Origin of the sequence: Micromonospora sp. NPDC049257 (assembly GCF_040678915.1) — a bacterium.
Taxonomy (GTDB): Bacteria; Actinomycetota; Actinomycetes; order Mycobacteriales; family Micromonosporaceae; genus Micromonospora; species Micromonospora antibiotica.
Map to the genome: position 1 here is coordinate 41,790 of NZ_JBFAQU010000006.1, position 13,451 is coordinate 55,240.

Genomic DNA, 13,451 nt, shown 5'->3' on the forward strand with positions numbered 1-13,451 from the left:
GTTCGCCTGACTGACGGTGACCGGGGGAGGGTGGCCTTGGCCGAGAGGGTGGACCGCGACGCGAACCAGGCGCTCCGGGCGCGGTTCGACGAGGTGTACGGCCAATACCGGCGGTTGCGGTCCGGTGTGGACGAACTGGGGTCCGAACTGGCCGCACTGCGTGTCACGGAGCGGTCGGACGACGGCCAGGTCACCGCCACGGTGGGTGCCCGTGGCGAGCTGATCTCGGTGGAGCTCACCGGCGAGGTCTACCACGACCGCGATCACCACGCGCTCAGTCGCAAGATCACCATGACGGTGCACCGGGCCTGCGCCCGGGCGGCCACGGCCACCCAGGAGTTGGTCGCCGCCCACCTGCCGGCCGGCTCGGGGTCGGTGGAGTTCCTGCGTACGGGCGACTTCGGCACACTGTTCGGGCGGGCCGACGCGGTGCTCCGGCGGGAGGACGAACGGCATGGGTGAGGGGCAACTCTGGCTCGATCCGGCCCGGGCCCGGCGGGGTGGCACCGACCTGCACCTGGCCGGTGAGTCGGTGTCGGCCCGCCGCATCACCCTCGGTGGGGAGATCACGGCGGCCAGCGCACCCCGCCCATGGGGCCGGGACGACATCGGCGCGGCCTTCGAGAAGAGCTACCGGTCCCACGAGGAGACCCTGCTGCGTGCCTGGGCCGGGCTCGGCCGAGCGTTGCAGGGGCTCGGCACCGACGTGGTCACCTCGGTCGACGCCAACCTACGGACCGACGCGGCCAGCGGCCGGCGCTTCGACCGGGTGGCCGACCCTCGTGACCGTCGGCACTGACCTGCGGGGGAAGCCGTGACCGTGCTGCCGAGCCCGATCCCGCACCCCCTCGACTACAGCCCCTGGGACCTGCCGGGCTGGGCCTACGAGGCGCTCGACTGGGTGGTCGGCGTGGAGTGGCCGGAGGGAAACGAACGCGCCGTCTGGGATCTCGCCGACCAGTGGTACGCCGTGGCGGGCGCGCTGGCCGGCCCTCGTGCCGACGCGATCGCCGCCGCCACCGAGGTACGCGGCGGCTACGGCGGGACCGGCGCGGTCCCGGAGGCGTTCGAGGCGGCCTGGCGACGGCTCGCCGACGGCGACGAGGCTCCATTGTCGGTGCTGCTCGCGGTCAGTACCGACCTGGGCCGCCTGGTCGAGGAGTGCGGCTGCGACATCGAGGCCGCCAAGCTCGAGGTGTGGATCGAACTCGGCATCCTGGTCGTGGAGCTGCTCGCGCTCGCCGTCGCCGCCGCACTCACCGCCGGGGCCGCCTCACCGGCGGCCGGCGCGGCGGTCACCGCCAGTCGGCTGGTAATCCAGCAGATTTTCCGCCGGCTGATGGCGCAACTGGCCAAGAAGGCGCTCCGACAGGGCCTCAAGGAGGCGGGCGAGCGGGCCGCCAAAGAAGTGGCCCGGGACGGGATCCGTGGGCTCGGCAAGCGGGCGGTCAAGGGGGGCCTGTTCGAGGCGGGACAGGAGGGCGGCGTCAACCTCGCGACGCAGGCGTACCAGAACTCCACCGGTCGCCGGCACGGCCTCGACCTCGCCGATCTCGGTGCGTCGGCGCTCGGTGGGCTGGCCGGTGGTGCGGTCGCACCACTGGCCGGGCTGGGGCGGCACGCCACCGGGCGGGGGGCCCGGGTCGGTGAGCACCTGGGCCGGGAGATGACCGGTGAGGTGCTCGCGGAGGGCGCGGCGGGGCTGGCCACCGGCCAGGGAGCGTTGTCGCCGGAGGACGCGGCTCGGGCGGCCGTCTCCGGGGTCGGCGGTTCGGCGACCGCGCAGGCGGACGCCGCGCTGCACGCCCGCCTCGATGGCCGGCTGCACTCGTTGGCCGACGCCACCCAGGTGCCGGCGGCCTTCCCCGTCCCACCGTCACCGGTGCCGGCCGGTACCGACCAGGCATCCCCGGCCGGCGATGCTCCTGCGCGGCCGGCCGCCGACGCTTCCGTGCCGGGACCGGGGACATCCTTCGGCCCCACCGTCGTGGCCGGTGACGGCTCAGGCGCTGCCGTCGAGACGCCGTCGCCCCGCGATCCGCAGGTGCCGCCCGATCCCAGCCGGGCCGCCGCTGCCGTCGGGCCGGTGGACGGGAAGGCGGGAGCGGGCGCAGTGATGGCCCTGGCCCGACCAGCACCCGAGATCGACCACGTCACGGGCGCGGCTCCGGCGTCGATCGTGGCCGAGTCGACGCCGTCCAGCCCCACCCTGTCCTCGGTCGCTGCCGATCAGGTGACCTCCCCGCTGACGGCAGGTCGAGCCGCTGAGGTGGCGCCGACGAACGCGGCGGTCACCGTGCCACCCGGGCCCGACTCCGGGCAGGGCAACCCGCCCGCCAGCGTGACGACAGCGGGCGGAGCACCGACGGCAACCGCTGCGGCGTCACCTACCGCAGACCCCTCTCCTGGACGCACGACGTCGGCCGCTTCCACAGCCGGCGTTCCGCTGGGGCCGGCACCCGGTGGGTCGGTGGGGCCGGCACCGACGCCTGGGCTCCCGACCCACGGCAGCGCACCGGACACTCCGCAGGCTGCCCGGGAGAGGCCGCCCGGCGTAGCCGACCGTGATGGCCGGCGGCAGGGCGACAGACGTTTCCCGCTCCTGGAGGCACTGGCCCCCGGGCCCGTGGACCCGCCGGCCACCGACCCGACCCCTCCGACACCAGATCCGGACGACGAGCCACCGCGCCCGAGAACTCCCCGGTGGTACGCCGCGAAATGGGCAGCCGAACGGGAGGCGCTCGACCGTCGCCGCTATCAGGGTTACTTCGAGGCACAGCGACACTGGTTCGAGGATCGGCGACGCACCGACGCGGCGTCCCGTCAGGGAGAAGCAGCCCGCAGGCGCGAGACGGTGGCCAGACGTGCTGCCCGCCAGGCGTTCGAACTCCACCGTGAGGGCCGGTCGACCCTGGCCAACTGGCTCCGGGGAATTGCCCGTCAGGCAGAGCATGACGCCAACCGCCACCGTGACCTCGCGGAAGAGATCCGCTCAGGTCGGGTGGTCCCGGATGTGGTGTTCGTAGCTGACTCTGCTGACTTCTCCCGCATCAACGACGACGTGGCCGAGTTGGCCACCGGTGGGGTCGAGACGGGCGACAGGTCGGCGCTCACCGGCGACGACGATCCGCCGCCCATCGACCGCTCCCGCCGGTACGGGCAGTTCGGTGGGTTGCGGCCACCGCTGGCCTTGCACCAGACCGACCTCGAACGGCAGATGCCCCGGCAGCCGGACGGCAGCGTGGTGCGTACCCCCGATCCCCGGCAGGGCGGGTGGTTCGCGCTGGCCAACGACGGTGGCCCGCAGGCCGACCCGACCCGGGGCATCAACTGCCTGGACTGCACCCTGTCCCTGTTTGAGACGTGGGTGCACGGTCGACCCAGGGTGGCCGCGCCCCGTACCTTCGACGGCTACCTGCAAGGCGACATCCGGCGTCCGGTCAACGGTGAGGCCGGCGGACCCGGCCGGGTCGAGGAGATCACCGGCGGACGGTTCCAGAAGCTGTTCGCCGTCGCCGACGGTGTCCCGCCGGGGCCGGCAGACCTGCGCCAGTCCGTCGAACGGGGCTACCGCAACCTGCACGACCAACTGGTCCTGGGAGGTCACGGCAGCTACGCCTTCCTGATCACCGAGTGGGAGAACGGCGGCTCGCACGCCTGGGTGGCGCTCAACCAGAACGGGACGGTGCTCTATCTCGACCCGCAGGCGGGAACGGTCCACGAGCGCCCCCTCTACGCCCACGCCGGCCGGCGGCACCCCGACAACGTCGTTGGTATCGACGCGCTGATCCTCGGCGGAGACGGCCACCCGATGCCGTTGGCCGGGTTGGCGCGGGGGCGGTTCAGCGCCCTGCCCGACCTGCCCGAGCACCCGCCGGCACCCGACGACGAGCAGGGGTACGGCGACCCGTACCTCAACCGCCTGCACCTGCTCGACGGGCCCGGTGGCTCGGACCGCACGGCGGACGCCCAAGATGACGCGTCGGAAACGAGTGGTCAGGGCGTACAGCCGGCGGACGTGTTCGCCGAACTCTCCGCGCATGAGCGTAGGGTGCTTGACAGGCTTCATGAGCAGGCGGCGGTGGTGGCCGACGATGTGGAGAGCGCGCTCTCCCGGGTAGGCAGGGCACTGGGATCAGATGGTGCGGTCGAACTGCGTGACCAGGAGTTCCGGTTGAAGAGTCCGCTGTCTCTGGCCCGTAAGTTCCTCGACGAGGCACGTGCAGTCGGCGTCTCGGTGGAGGAATTCAGCGGTGAGGTCAACGACGTTCTCAGATTCTGTTTCGTAGTGTCACAGGTAGTGTCTTACGAGCAGGCGGTGCATGGGACCGTGGCGGAGTTGAGTCGTGCCGGATTCACGGTTGACGAGCGCTCCTGTAAGAACTTCTGGCGGTCCGGCAATCGGTTCTACGGCTTCAACTGCACCGTCCGCTCCCCGCAGGGGCAGCTCTTCGAGTTGCAGGTGCACAGCCAAGCTTCCCGCGCCGCGTGGTTGGCGACACACCGCGCGTACGAGGTGCTGCGTCGCACGACCCAGTCGCCGGCACAACGGGTCGAAGCATTCTTGGAGATGTTGTCGATCAACCGTCGCCACGGAATGCCCGCCGAAGTGCCCACCCAGCTTGCGGAGTTCTTCGCTGCGAAGGATGCCACCTTTGCGAAGTGGATACACCTCAACAGGGGCGTCTGGTGGTCCTACATCGAGGCGCTCCGAACTGATGGGCGAGACTTTGCGGGTGTCGCTGCGCAGTTCGGGCTGACGGCGCAGGACTTCCCCGTATCTCCCGAACTGGAACATCACATGGAGCGTCAGAGTGTTGACCTACTACGTTCTGTCCCGTAACGCCCAGACGGCTGAGCCGGCAGGTGTGTTCGTGATCGACCCGGCCCGGGGGCATGCCCTGATGTGGGACCACCGCCGCCGCTCATGGGTGTACAACCCTGGGCTCGTTACCCGATTTCTTGACGACTATCGAAATCTCGACCGTTACCGCGAGGTCGACCGGGCTGCTGCCGATCAGGTCGCGTTGGCAGTGACGGGAGGACAGCTCCTCCCGGACGCCGAAACCATCGAAGGCATTTTCGAGCAGGCGGCAGGCGAGTAGATCCCGCCAAGCCGCACTGCCCGGCGGGTATGGAGCGGTGAGGGTGGATGGGTCTGACGCCTCGTAGAAGCAGCCTGCCTGAAGGCGGGACGCCGCCGGCAGCCTCCGGTGAAACGGGTGCTTTGCGGTAGCTGAATAGGATGAGGTGATGTACCCCTCCGCCAACAAGCGCCAGCTCACCGCCTGGGTGTCGGGCCTGCTCATCGGCATCGTCATCGGGTGGACCATGTTCGAGGACGCCGTCGGTGTGGTGTTCGGGATCTCCATCGGCACCATCTTCGCGATCGCCTTCGGGGCCTTCGGCAACAAGAAGGAAGAGGGCGGGCGCGACGGTGAGCCGAGCTGAGTCGGCTCGGCGGCCCGAGCAGCACCGCAGCACCGAGCTGACGGTCGCCGAGGCGGTGGCCGTACAGGACCGGTTGCGGCCCCAGGCGGACCTGATCGGGCCGGGGCCATGCCGGCCTGCGACGGTGGCCGGCCTGGACGTGGCGTACGCCGAGAGTGGTGACCTGCTCGCCGCAGCCGTGACCGTGCTCGACGCCACGACCCTGGAGGTGGTGGACCGGGCGGTCCACGTCGGCCGGCCCGCCTTCGGGTACGTGCCGGGGCTGTTCGCCTTCCGGGAGCTGCCGGCGTTGCTGGCCGCCCTGGACCGGTTGACGACCCGCCCGGAGCTGCTGGTCTGTGACGGGCACGGGTTGGCCCACCCGCGTCGCTTCGGGTTGGCCTGTCATCTGGGCGTGGTGACCGGGCTGCCGGCGATCGGGGTGGGTAAGACCCCGCTGGTGGGCGGGTGGACCGGGCCGGGTCCGCGCCGGGGGGACGCCGCCCCGCTGGTCGATGCCGGTGCGGTCGTCGGCCGGGTGCTGCGTACCCGGGACGGGGTGAAGCCGGTGTTCGTCAGCGTCGGGCACCGGATGAGCCTGGACAACGCGGTCGACCAGGTGCTCGCGTTGACTCCCCGGTACCGGCTGCCGGAGACCACCCGGACCGCCGACCGGCTCTGCCGTGACACCCTCGCCGCCGCGACGGGGCTGGTCGGGGAGGAGTTCGTGGGCAGTGAGCCGGCCGGTGTCGAGCCGGCGGCCACGGCGCCGGCCGGCACGGGTGGCGGGTCGCCGAACGCAGCCGTGCGTCGGCGGGGTGGGCGGCCGGCGCCGGCCCGCCCATCCTGAGCCCTGCCGCCGAAGGGCCCGGTGCCGCCCGCCCCGGGAACGAGTAATACGGCCCACATGCGGGACGCTCTGTCACCGGGTGGGTCGCTGACCGGGTTGTAACCTGACCCGCGGCCCCGCCGGGGCGGGAGGGGAGGGGAGATGTCCGTGTGTCGGCAGGCGACGCGGGTGGTGGCCGTCGGTGCGCTGCTCGGTGGCCTGGTGGCGGTCGGCGCGCTCCCCGCGTATGCGGACTCGGACCGGGTGCGGGTCCGGGCCTCGGGTGCCTTCTCCGCCGGTGGTTCCCCGGGCGCGGTCTCGATCGAGGTGCGTAAACGTAGCGCCGGATGCGTGTCGCTGCGCACCGCGCTGGGGCTGAGCCTCACCGGGGTTGGCGCGGACCAGGTGCGGGTAGAGGTGCAGACCGGGGGCCGCTGGTCCAGCGTGCCCGTTTCCGGAGACGGTGGCGTGGTGCGGGTCTCCCGTACCTCGTCGGCGGCTCCACCGTTGTGCAGGGGGAAGAGCAGCACCGTCCGCTACCGGGTGGCGTTCCTGGCCGGGGCACCGGCGGGTCGGTTGGCCGTGGTCGGTGAGGCGACCACGGCGGTCGGCCGGCTGATCGGCCGGGGCACCGACACGTCCAGGGTCGGCGGGAGGGCTGCCGGTACCCCGACCCCGAGTCCCACCCCGACCAGGAAGCCCACGCCCACCCCCGTCGCGTCCACCCCCGTGCCCGCGACGGAGCCGGTGGCCACCCAGGCCGTGCTCGCCGCCTCGCCCGCCGGTCGGGCCGCCGCCGCAGAGACCTCCGGAGGATCCATGATCATGTACGCCGGTATCGCCCTGGTGGTCCTGGGTGCCGGGCTCATCGCCCTGTTGATCTTCCGGTCCCGGGCCGATCGGGCCCGCGCCAGGGCGGCCGGTGCCGACCACGCCCCGGCCGCCGGCCCGGCTGACTTCCCGGCCGTCCCGCAGCCCCGCAACCCGGGTCCGACCACCTACCGCTCCGGGGTCGCGGTGCCGGGTCCGCCCCCGCCACCCGCCGGCCAGGTGTACGGGGGCCAGCAGCCGCCCGCCGGTGGCCAGGTGTACGGGCAGCCGCAGCCCCAGCCGTCCGCGCCGGCCCGCCCCGGCAGCCTGTACGGGGCACCCGGCACCTACCCGGCGGTGACACCCGCCCCCGCCCCGCGCCCGGCCGGCGGGGTGTACGGTGCCCGCCCGGCCTCCGCCCCGGACCACCCCGCTTCCGCCCCACCCTCGGCTGCCCCATCGGTGTCGGCCCGGGCCGTCCCCGTCCAGCCGGTCGCCGCTCCGCCTGCCCCGCCCGTCTCGGCCCAGGCCGTCTCGGTCCCGCCTGTTCCGGCTCCGCCCGTCTCGGCTTCGGCTGTCTCGGCTCCGTCGGTCTCGGCTCCGCCCGTCTCGGTCCCGCCTGTTCCGGCTCCGGGTGTCCCCGTGCCGCCGGCTCCGGACGGCTCCACCGCAGGCCCGTCGGCTGCCGCCCCGCCGGCCCCGTCGGCTGCCGCCCCGCCGGCCCCGTCGGCTGCCGCCCCGCCGGCCCCGTCGGCCGCTGTTCCGCCGGCCCCGGCGCGGCCCGTCTCCGTCCCGCCCGACCAGGGGCGGTCCGCTCCGACGCCCACCGCCGGCGGTGGGTCGACAACGATCATGCCCCAGCTCCCCGGCTAGCACGGGACGGACGCCACCGCTCCGATACGCTCAGGGTCGTTGACGACCCCTGTCGAGGAGCTGAAACCGGTGTCTGACCTGTCCCAGATCGTGAAGGCGTACGACGTCCGTGGGACGGTGCCCGACCAGTGGGACGAGCGGGCGGCCGAGGCGCTGGGGTCCGCCCTCACCCAGGTGCTCAACTCCTCCGGTGAGCCGGGCGACGCCGTGCTGGTCGCGCACGACATGCGGGCCACCGGCCCGGGGCTGGCCGCCGCCTTCGCCACCGGGGTCCGGGCCGAGGGGCGGGCCGTGATCGAGCTGGGGCTGGCCTCCACCGACATGCTCTACTACGCTTCGGGCGCGCTGGGCCTGCCCGGGGCGATGTTCACCGCCAGCCACAACCCGGCGCAGTACAACGGCATCAAGATGTGCCGCTCCGGTGCCCGCCCGATCGGCCAGGACAGCGGCCTGGCCGACATCCGGGTCCGGGCCCAGGCGCTGCTGGACTCCGGCACCCGCCCCACCGCCGCGCCGACGGCCCCCGTCGACCGGCGTGACCTGCTCCCCGACTATGCGGCCCACCTGCGCAAGTTGGTGGACCTGTCGACCATCCGCCCGCTCAAGGTGGTGGTGGACGCGGGCAACGGGATGGGTGGCTACACGGTGCCGAGTGTGCTCGGCGACGCGGCGCTGCCGGCCCTGCCGTTGGAGATCGTCCCGCTCTACTTCGAGCTGGACGGCACCTTCCCCAACCACGAGGCCAACCCGCTCGACCCGAAGAACCTGGTCGACCTGCAGCGGGCGGTGGTGACCCACTCCGCCGACCTGGGCCTGGCCTTCGACGGTGACGCCGACCGCTGCTTCGTCATCGACGAGCGGGGCGAACCGGTCTCCCCGTCGGCGATCACCGCCCTGGTCGCCGCCCGCGAGCTGGCCAAACACCCCGGCTCCACGGTGATCCACAACCTGATCACCTCCCGCGCGGTCCCGGAGATCATCCAGGAACACGGGGGGGTGCCGGTGGTGGCCCGGGTCGGCCACTCCTTCATCAAGGCCGAGATGGCACGCACCAACGCGATCTTCGGGGGCGAGCACTCGGCGCACTACTACTTCCGGGATTTCTGGTTCGCCGACACCGGGATGCTCGCGGCCATGCACACCCTGGCCGCATTGGGCGAGCAGTCCCAGCCGCTGTCCCTGCTGGCCAGCGTCTACGAACGGTACGTCGCCTCCGGCGAGATCAACTCCACGGTGACCGACCAGGCCGCCCGGGTGGCGGAGGTGCGGGCCGCCTACCCGCAGGCGGAGGCGGACGAGTTGGACGGGCTCACCCTGCGGTTCCCCGACGGCGCGTGGTTCAACCTGCGCGCGTCCAACACCGAGCCGCTGCTGCGGCTCAACGTGGAGGGCCCGACCCAGGAGCGGATGACCTCGCTGCGTGACGAGGTGCTGGAGCGGGTTCGCCGATAAGATCCCTCGCGCCGGTCGGCACCGTCGACCGGCACAGACCACACACGTGGAAGGAGCCGCGCCGTGGCCCTGGACCCGCAGTTGCTCGAAATCCTCGCCTGCCCGGACACACACCACGCACCGCTGGACTACGACGCTCAGGCCCAGACCCTCACCTGCACGCAGTGCGGTCGCATCTTCGAGGTGCGCGACGACGTGCCGGTGTTGCTGCTGGACGAGGCACGCGGTGGGCCGGAGGCGCAGCGGTGATGGAGGGGACGGCCGGCGTGAGTGGCCGGCGGGTGGCCGACGAATCGATGCTGGACGACCCGGAGGCGGTCGCCAGCCACGACCCGGGTGGAATGTTGCGCTTCACCGCCTCCGCCGGGGCCCAGGTGCGGGAGTCCGCCGCGCTGGCCGCCGAGGCCAACCTGGCGCTGCTGGAGGACGAGGGCCGCCCCCGGGCGGTCGTCATCGCGGGCATCGGCACCGCCGGGCGTACCGGGGACGTGCTCGCCACGGTCGCCGGGCCGCGCTGCCCGGTGCCCGTCATCCCGCACCGCAGCGCCGGGGTGCCCGGCTGGGTCGGCGCGGCCGACGTGGTGATCGCGGTCAGCGCGTCGGGTCGCAGCCCGGAGGCGCTGGGTGCCGCCGAGGCCGCGCACCGCCGGGGTGCCCGGTTGGTCGCGGTCGGCGCCCCCGACTCGCAGTTGCAGTCGGTGGCCGAGCGGGCCCGTGCCCCGTTCATCCCGGTGCCCCGCCGAGCCCCGGCCCGCGCCAGCCTCTGGGCGCTCACCGTGCCGGTCCTGCTCGCCGCCCGTACGCTCGGCCTGGTGAAGGTCAACGAGGCGGATCTGGCCGAGACGGCGGCCCGGCTGGACGCCGACGCCGACCGGTGCCGGTCGACCGCCGAGTCCTTCGTCAACCCGGCGAAGTCGCTGGCCCTCGGGCTGGCCGGGTCGATTCCGATCGTCTGGGGGTCGTCCCCGCTGGCGACCGTGGCGGCCCGCCGGTTCGGCGACACGCTGTCGGCCAACGCCCGTTACCCGGTGGTCGCCGGGGCGCTGGGCGAGGCCGGCCGGGGCCGGGTCGGCCTGCTCGACGGCGTCTTCGGCGGCCTGGTGGAGTCGACCCGGGACATCTTCGCCGACGCGGACGAGGCCGAGCCCGACCCGACCCGGTTGCGGCTGGTGTTGCTGCGTGACGGCGGGCTCAACGCCGACGACGACACCGATGAACCGCTCGCCGTCGAGGAGCGCCGCGCCGACGCGGTGCAGACCCTCGCCGAGCGGCGGGGCGTGCGTTGCGACGTGGTCACCGCCGAGGGTGGTTCCGCGCTGGAACGGCTCGCCTCCCTCGTCGCGGTGCCCGACTTCGCGTCGATCTATCTGGCCCTGGCCCATGGGCTGGACCCGATGGCCGTACCGGCCGTCACCGAGATGAAGGAGCTGTCGAACCAGTGAACGCATGCAGGGACCGCGCTGTGGGCGAGCGGGCCGTCGGACCGGGTAGCGCGGCGTCTCACGTCGCCGCGTCGCGGAGCGGAGCGACAGCGTGAGCGCGAACGGTGGGACCAAGGCGATCATCGCCGCCCTGCTGGCTAACGTCGGCATCGCGATCACCAAGTTCATCGCGTTCCTGCTGACCAGCTCGTCGTCGATGCTGGCCGAGTCGATCCACTCGGTGGCGGACTCGGGCAACCAGGCGCTGCTGCTGCTGGGCGGTAAGCGGGCCAAACGGGCGGCCACCCCGGAGCACCCCTTCGGGTACGGCCGGGAGCGCTACATCTACGCGTTCATCGTGTCGATCGTGCTGTTCAGCCTCGGTGGCCTCTTCGCGCTCTACGAGGCGTGGCACAAGGCGGCCGACCCGCACCCGATCACCGCGTGGCAGTGGGTGCCGGTGACGGTCCTGTTGGCGGCCATCGTGATGGAGGGCTTCTCCTTCCGTACCGCGATCAAGGAGTCGAACCACACCCGGGGCAGCCAGTCCTGGGTGAACTTCATCCGTCGGGCCAAGGCGCCGGAGCTGCCGGTGGTGCTGCTGGAGGACTTCGGCGCGCTGGTCGGTCTGGTGCTCGCGCTGTTCGGTGTGGGGTTGACGCTGATCACCGGCAACGGCATGTGGGACGCTGCGGGCACCGCGATGATCGGCGTACTGCTGGTGATCATCGCGATCGTGCTGGCGATCGAGACGAAGAGCCTGCTGCTCGGTGAGGGTGCCGACCCGGCCGACCTGGCGACCATCGAGCGGGCCGTCACCGCCGGCCCCGAGGTCGAGCGGATCATCCACATGAAGACGCTCTACCTCGGTCCGGAGGAGCTGATGGTGGCCGCGAAGATCGGCGTGCCGGCCTGGGAGAGCGCCGAGGAACTCGCCCGGGGGATCAACGCGGTCGAGGCGCGGATCCGTACGGCCGTGCCGATCGCCCGGGTCATCTACCTGGAACCGGACATCTACAGCGTGGCCGCCGAGCGGGCCGGCACCGGCACGGCCGCGCCGACCGCCGTCGTGCCGTCGCCGAGCGAGTCGGGTGAGGTGGCCGGGCGGGCCGGGGGCTGAGCGTGGAGCTGCTCTACGGGTCGATCCGCGACTACGCCTGGGGGTCCCGCTCGGCGATCGCCGAGTTGCAGGGGCGACCGGTGCCCAGCGCCGGCCCGGAGGCGGAGTTGTGGCTGGGCGCCCACCCGGGCGGCCCGGCCACGGTCGACCGGGGCGGCGAGCGGATGAGCCTGACCGATCTGCTGGTCGCCGAGCCGGATCACTGGCTCGGCGACCAGGTGGTCGGCCGGTTCGGCGCCCGGCTGCCGTTCCTGCTGAAGGTGCTCGCGGCGGAGGCCCCGTTGAGTCTCCAGGCCCACCCGGACGCCGAGCAGGCCCGCGCCGGGTACGCGGCCGAGCAGGCCCGCGCCGGGTACGCGGCCGAGCAGGCTTGCGCCGGGTCGCCGGCCGGGCAGGCTGAAGCAGGGCAGGCTGAGGCCGGGCGGGCAGGGGTGGGCGGTGGCACCGGGGCGGGCCACGCCGGAACCGCTGCCGGGGCGGGCCACGCCGGAACCGTCGTCGGGGCGGGTCGGGGTGGGCGGCCGCGTAACTACGTCGATCCCTACCACAAGCCGGAGTTGCTGGTCGCGTTGACGCCGTTCGACGCGCTCTGCGGGTTCCGTGACCCGGCGGTGTCGGCGACGGCGTTGGCCGGTTTCGGCGTACCGGAGCTGTCGCCGGTGGTGGCCGCGTTGCGGGCCGGTCCGGCGGGGCTGCGCGAGGCCGTACGGACGCTGCTGACCTGGCCGGACGCGGACCGTGCCCGGCTGATCGGGGCGGTGCGCACGGCGGACGTGGCCGGGCCGGACGCCGACCTGGCCCGGGAGTTGGCCGACCGCTACCCGGCCGACCCGGGGGTGCTGGTGGCGTTGCTGCTGCACCACGTCCGGCTGACGCCGGGGGAGGCGATCTGGATGCCGGCCGGCAACCTGCACGCCTACCTGCGGGGCTGCGGTGTGGAGATCATGGCGGCCAGTGACAACGTGTTACGCGGTGGGCTGACCCCCAAGCACGTGGACGTCGACGAGTTGCTGCGGGTGCTGTGCTTCGAGGTGCTGGACGATCCGGTGATCGCCGCCCGTCCGGTGGCGTCCGGGGTGGTCCGGTGGCCGGTGCCGGTGGACGATTTCGCGTTGCACCGGGTGACGGTGGAGGCGTCCGGGCCGGAGGTCCGGCTGCCGTTGCCCGGCCCCCGGGTGGTGTTCTGCCACAGCGGCAAGGTCGCGGTGGACGACGGGGTCGGCACGGTGATGCTCGGTCCGGGGCAGGCCGCCGTGGGCACGGCCGCCGCGACGGCACTTGTCGTCTCCGGTACGGGCGCGGCGTTCGTCGCCAGTTGCGGCATCTGAACGATCTCACCCCTTTTCCGCAGCAGAGTTGGCGGCAGACGCGGCACGCCGCAAGTCCGACTTTCCCGAATTGCTTGACTATGCCGTGGCGCAGTGTAACTATATGTGTACGCAGCGTTGTCGCGACGAAGGTCCGGCGGCGCGCGGGGGAAACCAAACCGGGGGGATGCACGGGGCGGCCGGCAGGT

Annotated in this window: 11 protein-coding genes and 1 pseudogene; all 12 read left to right on the forward strand. The window is 73.0% G+C overall.

What is annotated here, in order from left to right:
* Positions 1–30: 30 nt before the first annotated feature.
* Positions 31–462, forward strand: coding sequence for a YbaB/EbfC family nucleoid-associated protein (locus AB0K25_RS11975; protein ID WP_363819955.1), 432 nt, complete (start codon positions 31–33; stop codon positions 460–462).
* The gene (locus AB0K25_RS11980) at positions 455–799 is read left to right on the forward strand and encodes a hypothetical protein (RefSeq protein ID WP_363819958.1); all 345 of its coding nucleotides are present in this window, start codon (positions 455–457) and stop codon (positions 797–799) included. Before AB0K25_RS11975 ends, AB0K25_RS11980 begins: the two co-directional genes overlap by 8 nt.
* 15 nt (positions 800–814) lie before the next feature.
* The gene (locus tag AB0K25_RS11985; protein ID WP_363819961.1) at positions 815–4,843 is read left to right on the forward strand and encodes a toxin glutamine deamidase domain-containing protein; all 4,029 of its coding nucleotides are present in this window, start codon (positions 815–817) and stop codon (positions 4,841–4,843) included.
* Positions 4,815–5,105 carry a hypothetical protein gene (locus AB0K25_RS11990; RefSeq protein WP_219467394.1) on the forward strand — a complete coding sequence of 97 codons (291 nt, stop codon included), beginning with the start codon at positions 4,815–4,817 and terminating at the stop codon, positions 5,103–5,105. The genes AB0K25_RS11985 and AB0K25_RS11990 overlap by 29 nt, the downstream gene beginning before the upstream one ends.
* A gap of 148 nt (positions 5,106–5,253) precedes the next feature.
* Positions 5,254–5,451 (forward strand): hypothetical protein, encoded by a 198-nt coding sequence (locus AB0K25_RS11995; RefSeq protein ID WP_363819964.1) that lies wholly within the window; start codon positions 5,254–5,256, stop codon positions 5,449–5,451.
* A 37-nt stretch (positions 5,452–5,488) separates the two neighbouring features.
* Positions 5,489–6,124: pseudogene (gene nfi, locus AB0K25_RS12000) on the forward strand (deoxyribonuclease V); the annotation flags it as partial.
* Positions 6,125–6,421: 297 nt separating this feature from the next.
* Entirely contained in the window at positions 6,422–7,942 is a 1,521-nt protein-coding gene (locus AB0K25_RS12005; RefSeq protein ID WP_363819966.1) for a hypothetical protein, read from the forward strand.
* A 69-nt stretch (positions 7,943–8,011) separates the two neighbouring features.
* The gene (locus AB0K25_RS12010) at positions 8,012–9,394 is read left to right on the forward strand and encodes a phosphomannomutase/phosphoglucomutase (protein WP_208570322.1); all 1,383 of its coding nucleotides are present in this window, start codon (positions 8,012–8,014) and stop codon (positions 9,392–9,394) included.
* A 63-nt stretch (positions 9,395–9,457) separates the two neighbouring features.
* The gene (locus AB0K25_RS12015) at positions 9,458–9,643 is read left to right on the forward strand and encodes a Trm112 family protein (protein ID WP_088642951.1); all 186 of its coding nucleotides are present in this window, start codon (positions 9,458–9,460) and stop codon (positions 9,641–9,643) included.
* The gene (locus AB0K25_RS12020; RefSeq protein ID WP_208570323.1) at positions 9,640–10,836 is read left to right on the forward strand and encodes an SIS domain-containing protein; all 1,197 of its coding nucleotides are present in this window, start codon (positions 9,640–9,642) and stop codon (positions 10,834–10,836) included. The genes AB0K25_RS12015 and AB0K25_RS12020 overlap by 4 nt, the downstream gene beginning before the upstream one ends.
* A gap of 91 nt (positions 10,837–10,927) precedes the next feature.
* Positions 10,928–11,935, forward strand: a complete 1,008-nt coding sequence (locus AB0K25_RS12025; RefSeq protein WP_219467397.1) for a cation diffusion facilitator family transporter — start codon at positions 10,928–10,930, stop codon at positions 11,933–11,935.
* A gap of 2 nt (positions 11,936–11,937) precedes the next feature.
* On the forward strand, positions 11,938–13,263 hold the full coding sequence (gene manA, locus AB0K25_RS12030) for a mannose-6-phosphate isomerase, class I (protein ID WP_363819970.1): 1,326 nt from the start codon (positions 11,938–11,940) through the stop codon (positions 13,261–13,263).
* The last annotated feature ends 188 nt before the right edge of the window (positions 13,264–13,451 follow it).